The 18061-nt window shown below is 58.0% G+C and carries 12 protein-coding genes; 2 read left to right on the forward strand and 10 right to left on the reverse strand.

Translation table 11 applies throughout. The features are described 5' to 3' along the window. Nucleotides 1-42: 42 nt before the first annotated feature. The gene (locus CW354_RS16575) at nucleotides 43-1554 is read right to left on the reverse strand and encodes a S10 family serine carboxypeptidase-like protein (protein WP_104831209.1); all 1512 of its coding nucleotides are present in this window, start codon (nucleotides 1552-1554) and stop codon (nucleotides 43-45) included. Between the two features lie 86 nt (nucleotides 1555-1640). Then, on the reverse strand, nucleotides 1641-3848 hold the full coding sequence (locus CW354_RS16580; protein WP_207764868.1) for a TonB-dependent receptor: 2208 nt from the start codon (nucleotides 3846-3848) through the stop codon (nucleotides 1641-1643). 165 nt (nucleotides 3849-4013) lie between these two features. Between CW354_RS16580 and CW354_RS16585 the strand changes: the two genes are divergently transcribed. After that, the gene (locus CW354_RS16585) at nucleotides 4014-4787 is read left to right on the forward strand and encodes a helix-turn-helix transcriptional regulator (protein WP_165793784.1); all 774 of its coding nucleotides are present in this window, start codon (nucleotides 4014-4016) and stop codon (nucleotides 4785-4787) included. Nucleotides 4788-4905: 118 nt separating this feature from the next. On the opposite strand, the gene CW354_RS16590 is transcribed toward CW354_RS16585, so the two are convergent. The 4 genes from CW354_RS16590 to CW354_RS16605 all read right to left on the reverse strand — a co-directional run bounded on the left by CW354_RS16590 (nucleotide 4906) and on the right by CW354_RS16605 (nucleotide 11112). Beyond that, nucleotides 4906-6444 (reverse strand): amidohydrolase family protein, encoded by a 1539-nt coding sequence (locus CW354_RS16590; protein WP_165793785.1) that lies wholly within the window; start codon nucleotides 6442-6444, stop codon nucleotides 4906-4908. Nucleotides 6445-6489: 45 nt separating this feature from the next. Further along, on the reverse strand, nucleotides 6490-7305 hold the full coding sequence (locus tag CW354_RS16595; RefSeq protein ID WP_104831212.1) for an SGNH/GDSL hydrolase family protein: 816 nt from the start codon (nucleotides 7303-7305) through the stop codon (nucleotides 6490-6492). A 56-nt stretch (nucleotides 7306-7361) separates the two neighbouring features. Next, a complete protein-coding gene (locus CW354_RS16600) occupies nucleotides 7362-10223 on the reverse strand; it encodes a TonB-dependent receptor domain-containing protein (protein WP_165793786.1) in 2862 nt (953 codons plus the stop codon). Between the two features lie 322 nt (nucleotides 10224-10545). Beyond that, complete coding sequence (locus CW354_RS16605; RefSeq protein WP_133162349.1) at nucleotides 10546-11112, reverse strand: hypothetical protein; 567 nt, start codon at nucleotides 11110-11112, stop codon at nucleotides 10546-10548. Between the two features lie 225 nt (nucleotides 11113-11337). On the opposite strand from CW354_RS16605, the gene CW354_RS16610 reads away from it, so the two are divergent. Then, complete coding sequence (locus tag CW354_RS16610) at nucleotides 11338-12207, forward strand: MurR/RpiR family transcriptional regulator (RefSeq protein ID WP_165793787.1); 870 nt, start codon at nucleotides 11338-11340, stop codon at nucleotides 12205-12207. Nucleotides 12208-12290: 83 nt separating this feature from the next. Here the strand turns inward: CW354_RS16610 and CW354_RS16615 are convergent, their stop codons facing one another. Genes CW354_RS16615 through CW354_RS16630 form a run of 4 tightly spaced genes read right to left on the reverse strand, consistent with a single transcriptional unit; the run spans nucleotide 12291 to nucleotide 18033 of the window. Continuing rightward, the gene (locus CW354_RS16615) at nucleotides 12291-13031 is read right to left on the reverse strand and encodes an aspartate/glutamate racemase family protein (RefSeq protein ID WP_104831216.1); all 741 of its coding nucleotides are present in this window, start codon (nucleotides 13029-13031) and stop codon (nucleotides 12291-12293) included. A 55-nt stretch (nucleotides 13032-13086) separates the two neighbouring features. Further along, entirely contained in the window at nucleotides 13087-15282 is a 2196-nt protein-coding gene (locus tag CW354_RS16620; protein WP_104831217.1) for a TonB-dependent receptor, read from the reverse strand. A gap of 58 nt (nucleotides 15283-15340) precedes the next feature. Further along, complete coding sequence (locus CW354_RS16625) at nucleotides 15341-16465, reverse strand: S-methyl thiohydantoin desulfurase family protein (protein ID WP_104831218.1); 1125 nt, start codon at nucleotides 16463-16465, stop codon at nucleotides 15341-15343. Beyond that, nucleotides 16462-18033 carry a hydantoinase/oxoprolinase N-terminal domain-containing protein gene (locus tag CW354_RS16630; protein WP_104831219.1) on the reverse strand — a complete coding sequence of 524 codons (1572 nt, stop codon included), beginning with the start codon at nucleotides 18031-18033 and terminating at the stop codon, nucleotides 16462-16464. Before CW354_RS16630 ends, CW354_RS16625 begins: the two co-directional genes overlap by 4 nt. Nucleotides 18034-18061 lie beyond the last annotated feature (28 nt).

The raw sequence follows: 18061 nt of genomic DNA on the forward strand, positions 1-18061 counted from the left end.
TAAAGACGCAGCAAAAGCTCCGCCGGTTCTTGCATCTGCGTTTTATTGCGCTTCAAGCGCGCGATCCAAAAACGCACGAATATCTTCTTTTATCTTCGGACGCACATTTCTGTCCGCCGCCGCCGCGTGTCCGGCTTCATATTCGTAGAGGTCAAAACGATCCTCCGGAAAACCAAGCTGCGCTTTCAGGTAACGATGCGTGCCTGCGCTGGAGAGACCGTCATAAACGCCAGACACGATCATGACCTGGAGAGCGGGGTCTGAAAACGCCGCCCTTAACTGGTCAGGCCAGTCATAATCGACGAAAGGCGTGCGCTTGCCCCATTCCTCGTTGCACAGGCCAGCGGGCACAAGAAAATCGCTGCATCCTTGCCCCCATTCCCATTTGCTGAAGGAGTCGGGCGCGAATAATCGATACTCCGTCTTATCCAGGCGGACGCCCAAAACTTCGCGCATATAGCGCTGCAACGCCAGTTCTTCAAAAGCGTAGACGTCGGCGCGCAAATGGTCCTGCCCCTCGACAGGCGTTTCCACAACCCGCACGTCATTCGCGTTCAATTTTTTTCCGGGAATGAGCGTTTTGTTGAAGACATGCTTGGCGATCGCCAGGTCATTGTCGAGAAAATACCCGGCGGAGACGCCTGTATAACGCTCCAGGCGCCTGGCGATTTTCTTCCTGTCTTCTTCTGGCGCGGAATGCCCCTTCGCGAGCGCGAGCAGATAATCGCCCATCGCAAAATCATAGACCTCGTCAAGGTAATCCCAGACATCTTGGCTGTGGGTTTCGGCCTTGCCGTGATACGCCGCCGCCAGCGCAAGAACCGGAAGGCTTACGGCCTTGCTGATAATATTGTGCGACCTTCGCGAGGTTTCCATCAAAAAAATGGAATCGCCGAAGATGATATGGCCGTTGAGACGCACGCTTTTTTCACGCAACTTAGCGCCGGCCACCACCTGCCGTATTGAACCATAACTCTCCCCCAGCAGAAACAACGGCGAACGCTCGCGATTATGAAGCCGCGTCCACGCTTCGATCAGTTGAACAAGCGTCTCAGCATCGCCATCGACGGAGTAAAAATAATCAAGGCTTTCCTCGCGCGCGACCCGGCTGAACCCGGTTTCCGCCGGGTCGAAGAAAACAAGATCGGCGACATCCAGCAGGCTCTTGTCATTATCGACAAAGGCAAATGCGCGCTCGCCGCCCTCTTCAAACCGGGCCCGTGCGCTGTCGGAAGGCTGTTTCGGGCCCCATTCCATATGAAGCCCGAACGCCGCCGCAATAGGGCCGCCGTTAAAGACGAACATGACCGGGCGGTCGGCGCTGTCCTCCACATCCGTGCGTACATAAGACGTTGAAAACAGGCTCAGCGCGTCGCGCCCGGCGCCGTCTTCAATTTTGAATTCCCGCATTTCGACCCGATAGGCGACCTGCGCGCCTTCGATCACCGCCTCCTGGTCGCTTGCAAAAACGCGCGGCGCCGCGTCGCCAGCCTGAACGCTCGTCGCGAACGCAAAGACCGCAACGAGCAACATCGAAACAAAACGATAAACCATAAGTGGAATGCGTTCCGTGAATTGTGAATCCCGAAAAAAGGTGAGCCGACGCCCCGTTAGGAAACGCCGGCTCACCAGAGGGCTACTTAGAATTCACGAGACAGTGTGAAACCGATCGTGCGCGGCTGTGTGAACACGGCCCGAGGCGTATTGGTGCCGTTTCGGGTCGTGGCCGCGATCACGCCTTCTTCATTCGTCAGATTGCGGACATATAGGTTGAAGTTCCAGACCTCATTGAACTCCAGGCCTGCCTGCAGGTCCAACAGATTATAGGACGGCAGGTCAAAGCGGTAAGTGCCCGGATTGGCCGCCGTATTCTGAAAGGCGCTTCTCCGATCGCCTACATAGGTATAACTCAATCCAACATACCCTAACACATCAGGCGTAAGCTCGACAGATTTCCGCGCCGAGACCGTTCCCGCCCATTTCGATGAAAACGGAAGACGGTCGCCGTCAAAACCAGCAAGCGTGTCGACTCCGGCAAACGTCGGAAGGTCTTCGGTCAGCTCGGCGTCCGTATAGGTGAAATTGCCGGAAAGCTCGAAACCGTCAAACGGCGTCCACACGCTGGCGAATTCCACGCCCCGGCTGCGCGCCTCTCCGCCATTCGTCAAATAGGTAAACTGGTTGGCGGAGTTCGTATTTTGCAGCTGGATATCCGTCCAGTTGATCTGGAAGACCGACATGTCGACCGTCAACTGACCGGGAACCACCTCACCTTTAAGGCCAAGTTCATAGTTGATGACAGAATCGGACCCGAAAGACGATTGCGGCGCAACCGCCGTATTCGGACCGCCCGGGCGATAGCCGCTGGCGATGCGGGCGTAACCCATGATGTCAGGCGTAAAATGATAGCTCGGCGACACCATCCAGGTGAAGGCGTCATCCTTGGACGGCGTCGTTACGGACGTGCTCGGCCCGAAGAACATTTGCGCCGGCCCGTCGATGATCGTGTTTTCATCATAGGACTGCTTGTTCTTGGCGAACCGTCCGCCAACCTGAATGTCGAGCTTATCCGTTGCATGATACGTCACGGACGCAAAGCCGGCGTATTCCTTATAGCTTTGCGGACCCGCGCCGATATAAGGCGTCGCCAGCAGACTGCCTGAGCCGTCAAGAAGGAAAAGCGTCTGCTCCAGCGTGGCGTTTTCGTCCTGATAGAAGAACCCAACCAGCCAGTCGAATTTTTCGCTCTGCCCCCCAAGACGCAATTCCTGCGTCCATTTATCGGAGCTGCCGCCATTGGCGATTGTCACGGCGAAGTCGGACGGGGCCGAATAGGCGCCGCCAAGGAAACTGAAAACCGACGTCACATCATTGGAGAGAAGATTATCGACCTTGCCCCATGACGTGATGGACGTCAGCTCCGCCCATTCGAGATCGAGATCGATGCGGCCGGAATAAAGCGCAAAAGTCTGATCGCCAACCGAAGGAAGCGTATCGATTGTCGTCCTGTCAGTAAAAGCCGGCGAGTAATCGGCGATATCCTGAAGTTCAATCGCGCCGCTTGAATAGCTGAGATCGCTGAAATCCGTCGAAACTTCCTGACGCAAGGCGGACAGGGTGATCTTCAGATTGTCGGTCGGCGTCAGCAGCAAGGAAGCGCGCCCGCCCCAAGACTCGCGCTCATTGACGTCTTCTTCCTCGAAACCGGGGCGAATATTGTCAAGATAAGCAGGATCCGCCCGGTAAAAACCGCTGACGGAAAGCGCTGCAAAATCCTCAAGCAGCGGCACATTGACGGAGCCGCGGGCGGAATAGCCCATTTCGCCGTCCTTGACCTTATTGGCGCCGACTTCCATGCGCCCATAGAATTCGCTCGTGCTCGGCGTGCGGGTCACATATTTGATAAGACCGCCAAGGCTGGCTGCGCCGTAAAGCGTGCCCTGCGGTCCGCGCAGGACTTCGATGCGCTCAATCGTGCCGGGGTCGAAATCGGGGATCACCGGCTGCGACGCATTCGTCGTGCCGCCAAAGGGAATGTCGTCAATAAGGATCGCCAGCGTCGGATTCGTCTGCCCGCCGGTCGTGATGCCGCGAAGCGACAGGTCCGCCGCGCGCGGACCGCCATACTGGAAGCCCGGAATTCGGTTATAAACATCCTTGAGCTGGACCAGGTTTTGTTCCGCCAAATCTTCAGCGGAAACCGCCGTCACCGGAATCGGAACATCCAAAAGCCGCTGTTCGCGTTTTTGCGCCGTCACGACAATCGTATCGCCGCCTTGCGCCATCGCCGCGGCCGGCGCGCTCGCCAAAACGGTCGAGCAGAGAAATGCTAGCTTGGTGCCTTTCACTGAGCCCCTCCTACATTTACGCCGCCTTGGCTTTGCGCAGAATACTCAATAAACTCAGTGTTATGGAGTTAGTCTGCCGATTTTGACCGGGCGGGCATCTACAATTTGTGAAGACTGACAACATTTTGTATAATGTGTCAAGATGACGAAACGGGGCCCCTGTCTGTGAGCAGCAACAAAGCGCCAAAACGGCAAAAGGCGAAAGCCGAAAACCCGCCCGCCAAAAGCCCGCAAAAAACGGTTGGAGGCGGCGAAGACCGCCAGCTTGTCGACATCATGGCGGGCATCGCCGACGCCCTGGCCGATGTGGTGAATTCCCATACGGAACTTGTCGTGCATGACCTGCTTCGCCCGGAAAACTCCATCAACAACATCGTCAATGGCGACGTCAGCGGCCGAAAGGAGGGGCAATCCATCCTTACGGTTTTGTCCAACGACAAGGGATTTGAGACTTTCGTATCGAGCGAAGTGCCGGCCACTCCTTATGGCATAACCACCATCAAGGACTACCAGACAGGAACGCGCGACGGCCGCAGGCTCTATTCGACGTCTGTCATCGTCAACGACGCAGACGGCAAGCCGGCGACGGCGTTTTGCATCAATGTCGACCGGGACAAACTTCGCAAAACCTTTCGTCAATTCGAAGAGTCTATGCTCCCCCTCACGTCATCGGAAACCGCCCCGGACGAAGTCTCAAGAAACGGGCATGACGACAGCGAACTGACTATGGAGGAGTTGATCAACGAGATCATAGACACCTCCTTGTCCGAATACAGCTCATCGCCGAAACGAATGACCAAGGACGAGAAAATGTCGGCCGTCGTGAAAATGAAAACCCGCGGCTTGTTTCTCATTCGCGGCTCAGTCGAGCTCGTGGCCAAACGGCTCGGAACGACCAGACACACAATCTACAATTATCTAGAGCAAGCTGAAAGCTAAGATTCAGTTTGACTTTACGACCCTCCCCGCCTTCTCGCATTCAAATGCAAGCGCGGCTCACAGATTTCACTACTTTTGTTCGGGAGGTTGGCTGCGCTTGATGCGCCGAACGAAGCCGCTAGTTTTTAGGGCCAAAATAAACAGGATTATCAGGCAAAGCTTCCCTATCTACGATCTTGCCCTTTTTGATCACGGCGTTAACCCTGCGAATGTTCGAGATGTCTTTCAGCGGGTTTTTATCGAACATAACCATATCGGCCTGCTTTCCGGCCTCAATAGTGCCGAGTTCGTCAATCCGGCGTAAAGCAATCGCCCCATTCTTTGTCGCCGCGACGATCGCCTGGTCCGGCGTCAAACCGAGCTCCACTAATGCTTCGATTGACGCGATTGTCCCCAGCCCCAGCTGGCGGGCCCGCCATTTATTGGGCGTGCGGGAAAATTCCGGCGACATGCCGGGCGCATTGTCGGTTGCTGTCGTAATGATGCAGTTCGTCTCCACGATCTTTTCCGCGTTCTCCCTGATCGTGAAGGGATTCTTTTCTTTAAGTTCTTTTTGCCTGGCGGCGGTTGTCGGTTCAGGAACCGGCCAGTCGCGCAAAACCGCATCGCGAGAATAAGGGTCTGCTTTTTTCTTTTTTTCCGCCTTGCCTTTTTCGTCGTCATCCCCTTTTTCCGGGGTTTCAGACTTCACCATTTCCCATGCTTTGCCTGTATAGTTGTTCCCGTGAAGCGAACAAATGGTTTCGCCCTTGTCCAGCTCCTGGAGAACTTCATCGGTAATCGGAACGCCCATGACTTCGGGGTGCTGAATAAGATCCACGCCCGCCTGCATCGCCATCATCATGCTTTCAGGGCTGGTGGCGTGCACTTCGACCGGCAGGCCGCGCGCATGCACGGTTTCGACAATCGCCTCGAGCTGACGCAATGAGAAAGTAAGGCGCGGCATATTGTGGTCATGGTCGGAAAGACCGACCTTCACAAAGTTAACGCCGAGATCCATATAGTCGTTCATCGCCTGGCGCAGCTCCTCAGGCGATTTCCATCCGAGATCGTGGCCCGTTCCATGGGTGATCTGATCGTTGACCCATTCTTCAAAATAGGATTCCGGCTTCCGGCTGCGGAAGGTCTCCGAAAAATGCCCGCCCCAGCCGACAATATTGCCGGCGAAAACAATATCTGCGCCAACCGCCTCACCGCTCTTAATGGCGTCGCGAGCCTCGCGCAAAGGTTCTAGCACGCCATAGCTGTCGCGAATCGTCGTTACGCCGTATTTCAGGTGGATCTGCGCGCCTTCGATCGCGATCTCCTTCAACCGGTCAAAATAACGAGCATAGTCGATCTGGCGGCTGAGCATGCTCACATGCACATTCGTGTCGACAAAGCCGGGCGTCAGATATTTCCCGCGCCCATTGATTTTTTCGGCGCATGCTCGGACGTCAAGATCGCCCGTCTTCCCGATCTCCAGAATGCGCTCGCCGCCAATCTTGACGGCGCCGTTCCTGAGCGCGCGGCCGCCATTGCCGTCAATGATCGTCACCCCGGTAACGGCAAGGCTGCAGGGCTCCTGCTGGGACATGGCGGCGCCGGGAACAAGGAGAACAAAGGTCGCGCATATCGCGACGGCGACGCCGCGCCCGTCTATCATGCTCTTCGCCATTTCTGCTATTCGCTCCTGGTTCATCTTAACCGGCTGGCAATACGCCTATGGCCGGTTCTGCATTACTGTTTGGGCCGCTTCCTGAAGCTGTTCAGCCGTGTCCGGCGCGATTTCCACCGTCTCGAAGACGGAAGCGGGCGGTTCTTCCGCTGCTATGACAAATGTCAAAACACCGCCGCCGTCTTTCGGAAAGTCCGGAATGAGAGTCATGCCTGTCACCAATGCCGAAAGATAAGCGCCGTTAAAATTCGGATGAACATTATCGTAATAAAGCTCTATGCCGGATTCGCTTTCGCGCATAAGCCGCCACGCGGCGCCGGCGGGCGCAAGCACGGCGTCAAGCTCGTCTGCAATGGTCTCATAGGCTTCGTCCAGCAACGCCTGTTCTTCCGGCTTGTCTTTGTGAGACCATGTCAGCAAGAACACGGTCTGCGCGCCCGATTCGTGGATTTCGCGGTCGAAAGCGCGCGCAGTTTCGTAAAAGGCGTCCGGCGCGTTCATTTTCCGCACGCCGTCGACGATGCGCGCGCCAAGCTGGCTTTGCTCCTGAAGGACGACATAGTCCCACCGCGCCTCCCCGATCGCCTTCCCCGCCTTACCTTCCCGCCAGTGCTGTTCCAGGGTTGCTCCATCGCGCGCAATCATCGCTGTTTGCGCGCGAATGGCTCCATCATGATTGGCGACCTGCTCAAGCACGGTCGGCAAATCATTGAAATGAGTGAGGCTGTTGCCAATAAACAGAATGCGGACGGGCCCGGGCGCCTGAGCAGCCGGGCCGTCCTTCCCCTCGGCATGTCCGCTTCCGGACAGCGGCGCCATCAGGATTAGGGCAAACCAGAATATCCGGAACATGTTCGCCATGCCTCTTCGCTTATAGCGTCCAACGGCGATGTCTCGCCGCCGGTTCGTCCCTCGCCTCAGAACGCAAAACTGACGCCGCCATAGAAATACCTCCCGATAGCGTCATAGTTCGCGCCGCCGAAGCCTGCGCCGTAAACGCCGGGCGGCAAATCCGCCTCAAACAGGTTGTCGACCCCGAAAAAGACCGTCGCCTGTTCGCTGGCTTCATAACGCGCGGAAATATCGTGAATAAAGGTCCCGCCTGTATAAAGGATGTCCGGCGGCAAGGCGCCCTCCTGCAACCGGCCGCCCGCGAAGCTGCGGATCGCGCCAGAAAAATAGCGCATATTGTAGCTGAAGCGAAATTTGTTCACATCATAACTTGTGCTCAAATTAACGCGTGTTTTCGGCGTTCCCACATCGCGCAGAATCTCTGTCGCCACTGAGGGAGCGAACGGGTCGAGAAAATTGTTGCGCTCCAGCACATAGCTCGCCACGGCCCTCAGGTTCAATTCGCCCACCGGCAAGGCAAAGCCGTACCGCGCATCGAAATCGATTCCGCGCGCGGTCAGGCTGTTGATATTGGTCGCCCCCTCCGTGATGAAAGTGACATCGAAGCTGGCGGCGTCGCGCGTGACGAGATCGCAAAAAGCATTGTTGACGGATGCGGAGTCGACGCAAAGGCGCAGGATCGTGCTTGCGTTTGTGGTGGCGATCGCGTCATCGAGCTTGATGTCGTAATAGTCGACCGAAAGAACAAAACCCGGCGCAATGGAAGGCGTAAACACCGCCCCGACCGTCCATGTCGTTCCATGCTCCACATCGAGATTCGGATTGCCGCCAGTCGTGCCCGGCACCAGGCCGCCAATGGTGGAGGCTGTAAAACCGGCAGGCGCGCCAAGGGCGGCGCAGTTCGCAGCGCGCTGTGCCGGACCGTCATTGATCGCCGACGCATCGCAGGGATCGAACACGCTGAACTGGACCGGCGTAATCGGCGCATAAAGTTCGGCCAGATTCGGCGCGCGCACCGCCCGCTGATAGGCGCCGCGGAAACGAATATCGGGAACCGGCGAATAGACGCCGCCCACGCCCCATGAAATATTCGCGCCGACGCCTTCGAGATTATAATGGGCGACGCGCACCGCGCCATTGATCTCCAGAAGCTCCGCCAGCGGCTGATCGGCAAGCAGCGGAGCAGAAGCCTCGGCATATCCCTCAACAACATTGAACGATCCATTGACCGGCTGGATCCCCGCACGCGACGTGCCGCCGGCCAAATCCCTCGGATCCGGATTGAAGCTGGTTTCCTCGCGGCGGAACTCGCCGCCGACAACCATTTGAATAGGCCCGCCCGGCAAATCGATCAGACCCGCCGTATCGCCTGATACGTAACCGCCCAAGACATGCTGGGTCAGCAGCCCGTCGGCTCGGGAAGTAAACGTAACGTAATCGCGCGCCGCGTCGCTGACAGCGCCTTCGCCAAAAATATTGGCGGGCTGGCACTCGTCGATCGCCGCATCGCCGGTAGACGTCGAGCCCGCCATAAGCGTCGCGTTACACACGATGGCGCCAGGAGAGCCAAGCACGCCGGCGCCATCGACCACGGCATCAGCAGCATATTGCAGACGCGCAAGGACGACATTGTTGGTGAAAACCGAATCGGTTTCCGTCCGGCCGTAGCCGTATGAGAACTCATAGTTGAACCGGTCGGCGAACTCCCCTTCGACGCCGACGAGCCCCCGCATGGTCAAACGTTCATTATTCACCTGCGGCGTGCCGAAATCGCGGTTCATTCGCGATATTGAGAAACTGTCCGTCCCCATCGGCAGGATTGACCCAGTCAACAGATCGCGCGCCTGCTGCGTCAGATAGGGATTGTCGACAGAAACGACAAAGCCTGCATTAACTGGCTGGGACGTTGCAGAAGACTCGATGTTGACGACCTTGCCTTCAAAAAACAGCCGCGCCTTATCGGTAAGCTCATAATGCGCGAGAAGATTGAGCCCCATCCGCTCAAGGCTCGGCAGCAGTGTTTGATCCTCAACAGAATTGAGCCCGTCGCCGCCCTCGGAAATGATAGGGCCGAAGGGAATCAGGCTGCCCTTCCCGAAATCCGCCGGATTGAGACTGCCATCCGGCGCAAAGCGATATACATCCTGCATGGCGTCGATAAGCGTGCCGCCCGTCGATGTGGAAAGCAAACGCAGATCCTCAACCAGGCGATAGGTATAAGGAGGATTGGCCGAAAAATCCGGAGCAAAGCTTGTCTGCACCGCAGAGAAAGCCCGGTCCGTATAGTAGAGCGAGGCGTTGCGCGAATATTCAAGGTCCGCGGCAATATTGCCGCGCCCGTCGGCGAAGTTCTTGCCTAGCGTCAGATTGGCGGTAAAGCTCTCTGCGTCTTTTTCATCGCTGACGCCGCCGCGCACCACGCCTTTTACGCCTTCAAAATCATCGTCCAGCACGAAATTGACAACGCCCGCCACCGCATCGGCGCCGTAAACAGCCGATGCGCCGCCAGTCAGCACTTCAACACGTTCAAGCAAACCAGCGGGTATCGTATTTGTGTCCGGTTGCGCCGTCTCCTGACTGGAAGAAACATGACGGCGGCCATTAACGAGCACCAGCGTGCGCGAAGGCCCCAACCCGCGCAGATCAAGCAGGTTCAACCCGACCTGACTGTTCGACTCGATGCCGGCGGACGCGGCCTGATTCCCCGTGGCGGAAAATTGCGGGAGGTCGGCGAGTTCATCGCCAACCGAAATGCTGCCTGTATTCTGCACAAGAAGCTCTGTATCGAACACCGCCACCGGCGCCGGCGCGTCAATAGCGAGCGTCGAAATCCTTGACCCCGTAACAACGATCTGATCGTCCGGCTCATCCTGTGCGAGCGCCGCGCCTGACCATGCCGCCATAATCGCCGCCGCACTTGTCGTCATCAGCGCGAACCCATTCTGAGAAATAAATTTCCGCCGCTTCATGTCGTCTGCCCCTCATAATCGAATGCCGTAATCTCGGTTGAATGTTTAGCAGTAGAAATTTATTTCCGTCAATCTATCAACACGGAAATAATTTTTTTAGTGCTTTTTCAGTATGTTAAGTCATAAGAAAACAGGGAGAAGCGGCCCTTCATAAGACAGAATAGAAAAATTCTTGTATAGCAGAAATAAATGTCCTCACCGCGCCGGCCTGGCCTGCACGCCGTGAATTCGCGGCCTCGCCAGTGTCGATTGAAAATTATTTTCGCCAAGAATGCGAGGTCTAAAACTCGCCATCCCGCTTCAGAATGAGGCGCTGGCGCTTAACGCCGATAAAAGCTGACAATCCGGAAACCGGTTCGTCCGCCCCTTTCGTCGAGTAAATATCCTGAACGATGACGTCGCCCTCCCGATGAGTATGCGTAAAAAGAGCGATTTCGGCGTCGGTCAGGGCGAACGCCGAATACATGTCATCGCCAAAAACCGAAATATTGAGAAATACGCCCCCGCCCTCCTCAAGCCGAAAAAAATGATCGCTTTCGCGGCAAAGCTCGTAATCCTTCACATTCTCGATGACGCCGTTCAGAATATATTCGGAGCGCCAAACCAGGCACCCGTCCCTATCATCTGCTCCCGGATCAACCGTAAACTGCACATTCGGCGACGGGTCGAGCGGCACGGGCGCGTCCTCCAGCACCCCGCGCCAAACGCCGTGCCAGGGGGCGAGAAGGTCGCGGTCGCTTGAAAGCGGATCACGATCCGCCGCCGCAACACCGGCCGACACGCAACAGGACGCCAATGAGAGCCCGATCACTGACCTTAAAAGACGCCCAAGACCCGTTTTTGACATACTCCCCCCTGCTCTTTTACGGTTGCGCGACGATATGTAGAAAAAATTTTCCGTCAAGCGCGACAAAGACGTCAGTCGCTATTATTTTGCAATCTATTGTTATTAATATAAAAATAAATCAGACCCGAAACTGCCCAGCTCTTCCGGCAAATGCATATTTGGAAGAATAGCCAAAATCGGATAATAATTTTCCAGCCTCAGGCGAGATACAAAAGAGCAGCACTCATGCCCAAACCGATTCAAAAAAGCCCGGACAAGGCGAATGTTAGGGAAGCCATCGCGAACCATTTGAATGCGTTATCAGATCTTGAACGCAAGATCGCGGATTACACGCTAGCCAATTACCGGGAGGCCGCCATGCTCAGCATCGGCGAACTCGCCGGCGCCTGCGGCGTTTCCAATACGACGATAAACAGATATGCGCGCAATCTCGGCTATGACGGCTACCATGAATACCGCCGCACGCTTCGTGACGAGATCTCGGAAAAAACATCGCTGACGCTCCTGAAAGGCATGGTTCGTCAGGGAGGCAGCACAGAGATATTAAATATCTCGCTGAAAGAAGACAGCCGTTTAATTGACGGCTTGTCCGACGGCATTGACGCCGCCGCATTCGAAGACACGGTGGCGCGCATTTTATCAGCGAGGCGCGTTTTCGTGCTCGGCAATGGCAGCAGCGCTTATCTTGCCGGGTATCTCGCTTTTAATTTGCTCGGCTTGGGAATCGACGCCCAGGAGTTTGGCGATCAGAGCGGCGTTGAAGGCGCCGCAAGGCGCGCGCTCCAAATAACCGATAAAGATCTCATGATCGCCATCGCCTTTCCGCGCTTCTCAAGCCTGACGATCGATTTCGTCACCACGGCGAAAGAGACCGGTTGCCATATCATCGCAATCACAAGTTCGCTGTCAGGGCCGCTGGCCCATAATAGCGACGCGGTCCTTTTCGCGCCGCCGCGCCGCGACCTCCATTCCGGATCCGGCGTGCCTGCGATGGCGCTGATCGAAGCGATCATTACCGCCGTCACCGCCAGCGCAAAAAGCGCGGAGGACGCCGCTTCCCGGCTATCAACCTTGATTGACCACCATTTATTATAATCAGTGAATTTTCGGCTGTTGAATCGCCCGTAGGGGCAAAACGCCTTCCTGTAGCCCTGCCGCCGGACAAACTCTCATGATGGTCAGGCGACAGAACCGACCGGATATCCTTTTATCTCTTTCGGCCTCGGCGGCGCGTAGCAGCGCTTGCTGTGCGATAGGCCGAGATTGGCGATCGCCGCCGCATGCATCATCGTCACCGGCACCGGATCGAGCACCGGCACGCTGAGGTCACGTTCCGCGAGATGTTTCTGGATGGCGTCAGTGCAGCCGAGAAATCCGGTACAACCGAAAATAATGACGTCAGCGCGGTCTTTCTCGACAGCCTGTTGCGACGCCTCGCACAACAGCGCTTTCGTGCGTTCGAGGTCCTTTTCGATTTCGAGCACCGGCAAATCGATCACCTGAACCGGGGCGAACCGTTCCGTAACGCCGTAAATCCGCGCCAGATTTTCAATCATCGGCACGACGCCGTCGACGACGGTGACGACCGCCATGCGCGACCCAAGCGTCGCCGCAAGGCGCATGCTGGTCTCCATCGGGCCGAGAACGGGAATCGACACGACCTCGCGCGAGGGACGCACGCCGGGATCGCCCATGCAATCGATAACGATCGCATCGGCCCCGCCCTTTTCGGCCTCTATGCATTTGTTGATTGTGTCCGGCACGGCGAGCGCTTCATCGTATTCGCATTCGATTGAGGCCGGGCCGGCGTCCAGAATGGAATGGCGAATTTCAATCCCGAACTTCTCGAGCGGCTTCACATCATCAAGACAGCGAATCCCTTCGGTGATAATCGGCGTCACCAAGTGAACAATAGCCATGTCGTCTTCCTTCTCATGTCTGCGATGCAAAGCCGCTGCAACAAGCCGTCAGTCTCTAGAAATCAAAGCCCAGCGTCACGCCATATTCGCGCGTCGGGGCGAAGATAGCGACAACCGCCGGCGTGCCGCCGCCCTGGCCGTCCTGCCCGAAGGAGCGATAAACCTCATCCGTCAGATTTTTGCCCCAGAAGGTCAGCGACCAGTTCCCGCCGGTCGGCCGGAGCGCCAGCCGCGCATTGAACAGCGTATAGCCGTCTTCCTGCGCAATCGGCGAATTGTTGAACTGCGGATAAAAACTGCTCCGGTAAGAGGCGTCCGCGCCGAATGTCGCTTCATAGGCGCCGCCGAGCGGAACCGTATATTCCAGCCCGCCGCCCGCGGTCCATTCCGAAGCCAGGGGCAGCGTATTGGCGCCGATGATAAAGCCGGTTTTAGGCTTCAGGTTGTCCGTATCCGTATAGCCGAGCTGGGCGAAGAGGCGCAGCGCATCCGTCGGCGCGGCCTGCATTTCCGCCTCAAAACCGTAGAGATTGATCTTCCCGGCATTGTCGGTGATGACGATGAAATTACCCATGCTGTCCATCGTTGTCGCCGTCAGTTGGACATCGTCATATTTGTTGAAGAACCCCGCGAGGTTGAGGCGCAGCCGGCCGTCGGCGAGGTCGGATTTGACGCCGCCCTCATAGGAAAGCGAACGTTCGGCGTCGAAGGGGGCAAGGTCGGTGGGCGAGAACGGGCGGCCATTATAACCGCCGCTGCGGAAGCCTTGCGAAATCGACGCGTAAAGCAACAGATCGTCCGTCGCCTGAAACTCAAGGCTGCCCTTCGCCGTCAGGGCGTCGAAAGTCTTCTGGTCGATCCCGTCCGTGACCAGCGGGAAGCCGCCAAACGTCGTGTCGATATCGATTTTCTTGGTTTCCGACGTATAGCGCAGACCGCCCGTGACCGCGAAACGATCCGTCAGATGATACGTTCCTTGCGCAAAGCCGGCATAGGAGTCTGTCTTGTTGTTTGTGAGCACCAGCACCTGCGTGCCCGTGATGGTCGCATCCGTATCGAAGCGGCCGTCTTCGGTGAAGAAGTAACCGCCGAGAAGCCACTCGAGATCGCCGTCAAGGGCGGCGCCGGTGAGCTGCATTTCCTGGCTGAACTGCCATTGTTCGCTGTCAATGAACTGGTTGAGGATGGGGTCGTTCCCGCCATCGAAGTCCTGTCCGCTCTGACTGTCGAGACCGCGATAAGAGGTGACCAGTTTGAGCGCCGCCGCACCGAGATCGAAGTCGGACGTCAGCGACACGCCATAAACATCGAGATCGTCGATCATCGGCGTGTCGACGGCGATCATATTGAGATCGTCGCTGTTCACATCGCCATTGACGCCGATAACGTCATTGGCGCCGCCATCGTCAAACAACATGCCAACCGCGGTCGTGGGATCGTAAAAGACGCGACCTTGCGGCGCTTGCGTTCCGCGCCGGCGCGAATAATCGCCGGAAAGGTTGAACTCAACCCCGTCGCGGGGCGTAAAGCGGAGTTGAATGCGGCCGGCGATGTCATCGTCGGCGCCGAGATGACCGGCGCCGCCAAGGGGTTCGACATCCTCGCCATAACCGTTGCTGGTCTTGCCATAGACGGCGATCTTCGCCGCCAGCACATCCTCGACAAGCGGCGCATCCAGGATCGCCCGCCCCTGAAACCGCCCATGATTGCCCGCTGTCAGCTCGCCCTTGAGGCCGAATTCGCCGGACGGTTTCGCCGTCACGACGCTCACCGCGCCGCCAATGGTGTTGCGTCCGAACAGCGTTCCCTGCGGCCCGCGCAAGACCTCGATGCGTTCAATATCGGCCAGTTCAAGCGCCGCCCCCATCACGCGCGCCAGATAAACCCCATCGAGATACGTGCCGACGCCCGGATCCGTCGTGGTGATAAAATCCGCCTGTCCGATGCCGCGAATGGAGAAACTCGAGCCCGCCGTCGACCCGCCGGCGGCGTAAGACGCCTGCAGGTTCGGCACATATTGCGCGATCTCATTGACGTTGAAGATTTGCCGGTCTTCCAGAGTCGCTTGCGAGAACGCAGTGAGCGCGATTGGCGTCTTTTGAATGTTTTCTTCGCGTTTACGCGCCGTCACTACGATCGTATCGAGCGGCGCAGCATTTTCTCCCCCTTGCGCGACCGCCGCCCCCGGCGCCGCCGTTGCAAACAATGCAATCGCCGTCCCCGCCATTAAAGTCGATTTAATCTGTCTCATGGCCTTAACTCCTCTCAATTCCCCTCAAATCCCCTCAATTCGTCAGCTTGGTCGCGCATCACCCGACGGCGATCAGTTCTTCTATCGGTTTAAACGGCTCGTCGAGCCCGAACGCCTGCGGGCCAAACAGTTCAAGAGCGGCTTTCGATCTCATCACCGGCGCGCAACTGACGCCCATGACTTTGACCCGCTGGCCGTAGCGCAGCGTTTCCGTTGTGATCGGCTCGGCCGATTCCGCATCGAGAATGCAGGTCAGGTCCGGCACGATCGCCAGCGTTTCATCCCCGCACCGGGCGCGCAGATATTCGTTCTGGAAAATCACTTCCAGCTCGCGCCCGTCGTCCTCATTTGAAATGATCTTGCAAGCGCCAAGCGTAAAGCCGCCTTCTGTCTTGCGCTCCAGATCGACAACCTTCCCGCTGAACAGAACGCCGCACTGATTGTAATAATCCGTAGACCGCAGATAGCTCATCAGCGTCTCGAAAGGATCCCCCTCGCGCCGCCCCCGGGCGATCGCCTCACCGATGCCCCGGGCTAGAGAGAGCGTGCCGCGAACGGCGGACCGCTTTGCATCCGACCCCAGCATGGGATAACAGGAAATTCCAACCGACGCGCCCATCTCGATGACGAGGCGGCGCGCTGAATTTTCAGACGCCTTGTTGTCGCGCGCATTGATGACCTGGTATTCGCCATGCTCATTACCGACCGCGAGCGGGCTCGTGGAAACGCCATGGACGGCGAAGGTGACCATCTGAAGCTCTGGAAACGCGCGCCCCATGCCGTCGGCGTCAAGCAGCGGCAGCCCGCGTTTGGCGGCGATCGCCACCGGCGTCAGCGCATTCAGCCCGCCGATTTCCGCAGGCATAATCGCTTTGGCCTTCCTGCCGGTTTGTCGCTCCAACGCGCTGATCGCCGTCTCGACTTCTTCAATCCCGGTGAGCTTTTCGACCATGACGCTGGGCGCGCCCATCATCGCGGCGATAAAAACCGGATCGTCATCGCCAAGCTCTTCACCGGATATGCAGCGCGGCGCGCCATAGGTGCGCACGGCATGCAGCGCGGTCATGGCGCCGATATAAGGATCGCCGCCGCCGCCCGCGCCGAGAAACGCGGCGCCGCGCGCCATATCTTCGAGATGCTCGGCCTTGACTTCGAAACCGGCGTTCTTCTGCGCGTCGCTCATTGCCCCGCCTCCTTGGTCCGGGCCGGCTTTGCAGCTGCAAGATCGCCCACGGCTTTGACATTCACGCGCACGGCCCCCGGCAAATAGGCGAGCGGAATTTCCTCGACCTGCATAATCTCGATCGATTGCGGATCCGCGCCGGCTTCGATGGCTCGCTCGCGCGCTTCCGCGCGCGCGCTGTCGAGCGCGGCCTCCCGCCCCAACGCATCGAAATCGTAGACCTTGTCGATCTCGCCGCCGACTTGCGCAATGGAAGCCCCGATTGCGTTCGCCACCGCCGCATGATCGGGACGAATGACCTCGGACGCGGCGGGCAAATCGTCTGTAACGAGCACGGCGCCGCCGCCGACGAGAATGACCGGCGCCTTGGCCGCCGAGGTTTTGACGCGATCGATCGCTTCATTCACTTTGAAATTGATTTCCCGCCCGGCGGCCTCGACTAGGTCGCCCTCAAGATCGCTGACCTGCGCTGCATCGCCGATCTCTGCGCATCCCGAAGCCACAACGATGTCCGTCGCCGTCAGAACATCGCCGCCGAAGACGCGCGCCTCCTCGGGCAGACGATAGCCCACGGATTTTGGGCCGACCTTTACGCCGCCGTCGGTAGAGACAATGCTGCCGCCGCCAATGCCGATGGAATAAACGTCCGGCATTCTGAAATTGGTGCGCACGCCGCCAATATCCACGCGCGAGGAAGCCTGCCGCGGAAAACCGCCGATCAGCACGCCGACATCGGTCGTGGTGCCGCCGATATCGACGACGATGGCGTCCTTCGCGTCGCACAAAAACGCCGCGCCGCGCATGGAGTTCGTGGGTCCCGACGCGAATGTATGCACCGGATACCGCGCCACGGTTTCCGCGCTCATCAGCGTGCCGTCATTCTGGCTGATATAAAGCGGCGCTGCGATATCGAGTTCCTTGAGCGCGTTCTGGAACGCCGCAACGACATCGACGGCGAGGTCTGTGAGCGCAGCGTTGAAGATGGTTGCGTTTTCCCGTTCAAGCAGGCCGACCCGCCCGATTTCATAGGACAGGGTGATCGTCGCTTCCGGCGCGCGCGCTTTGATGATTTCCGCGGCTCCCTGCTCCATGGCGGCGTTGAGCGGCGCAAATACGGAAGAGATCGCAATATTCCTAACGCCCTTGCGGACGATATCGTCTGCAATGTCCGCAATCTCGGCCGGGTCGAGCGGGCTGATAAGCCGCCCGTCGAACTCGTAACCGCCTTTGGCGAGGTAAACATCGTCGCCGATGATCTCTGCCAGATCCGCCGGCCAGTCGATCATCGGCGGCAGGCTGCGCGTCGCCGGCAGGCAGAGCCGGATGACCGCCACCCGGGCGAGCCCTTTGCGCTCAACGATGGCGTTGGTGAAATGCGTCGTGCCGATCATCACGACGTCGATAGAGGCTGGAGATTGGCGCGCCTCGGAAAGAACCGATGAAATGGCGCTGACAACGCCGGAGCCGACATCGCCTGTCGTCGCGGTCTTGGCTGTAGCGACGACCCTGTCGCCGTCCATCAGCGCCGCATCCGTATTCGTCCCCCCGACATCAACGCCGATCCGCATCCCGCCTCCGGTGCTGTCCCTTATGACC

This window comes from Hyphococcus luteus (genome assembly GCF_002943565.1).
Taxonomy (GTDB): domain Bacteria; phylum Pseudomonadota; class Alphaproteobacteria; order Caulobacterales; family Parvularculaceae; genus Hyphococcus; species Hyphococcus luteus.

Bases quoted from the DNA above. Each gene is read 5' to 3' on its own strand.
- CW354_RS16590 (WP_165793785.1), bottom strand. From the start codon at position 6,444: ATGGCGAAGAGCATGATAGACGGGCGCGGCGTCGCCGTCGCGATATGC.
- CW354_RS16595 (WP_104831212.1), bottom strand. From the start codon at position 7,305: ATGGCGAACATGTTCCGGATATTCTGGTTTGCCCTAATCCTGATGGCG.
- CW354_RS16605 (WP_133162349.1), bottom strand. From the start codon at position 11,112: ATGTCAAAAACGGGTCTTGGGCGTCTTTTAAGGTCAGTGATCGGGCTC.
- CW354_RS16615 (WP_104831216.1), bottom strand. From the start codon at position 13,031: ATGGCTATTGTTCACTTGGTGACGCCGATTATCACCGAAGGGATTCGC.
- CW354_RS16610 (WP_165793787.1), top strand. From the start codon at position 11,338: ATGCCCAAACCGATTCAAAAAAGCCCGGACAAGGCGAATGTTAGGGAA.
- CW354_RS16630 (WP_104831219.1), bottom strand. From the start codon at position 18,033: ATGCGGATCGGCGTTGATGTCGGGGGGACGAATACGGATGCGGCGCTG.
- CW354_RS16625 (WP_104831218.1), bottom strand. From the start codon at position 16,465: ATGAGCGACGCGCAGAAGAACGCCGGTTTCGAAGTCAAGGCCGAGCAT.
- CW354_RS16600 (WP_165793786.1), bottom strand. From the start codon at position 10,223: ATGACGACAAGTGCGGCGGCGATTATGGCGGCATGGTCAGGCGCGGCG.
- CW354_RS16575 (WP_104831209.1), bottom strand. From the start codon at position 1,554: ATGGTTTATCGTTTTGTTTCGATGTTGCTCGTTGCGGTCTTTGCGTTC.
- CW354_RS16620 (WP_104831217.1), bottom strand. From the start codon at position 15,282: ATGAGACAGATTAAATCGACTTTAATGGCGGGGACGGCGATTGCATTG.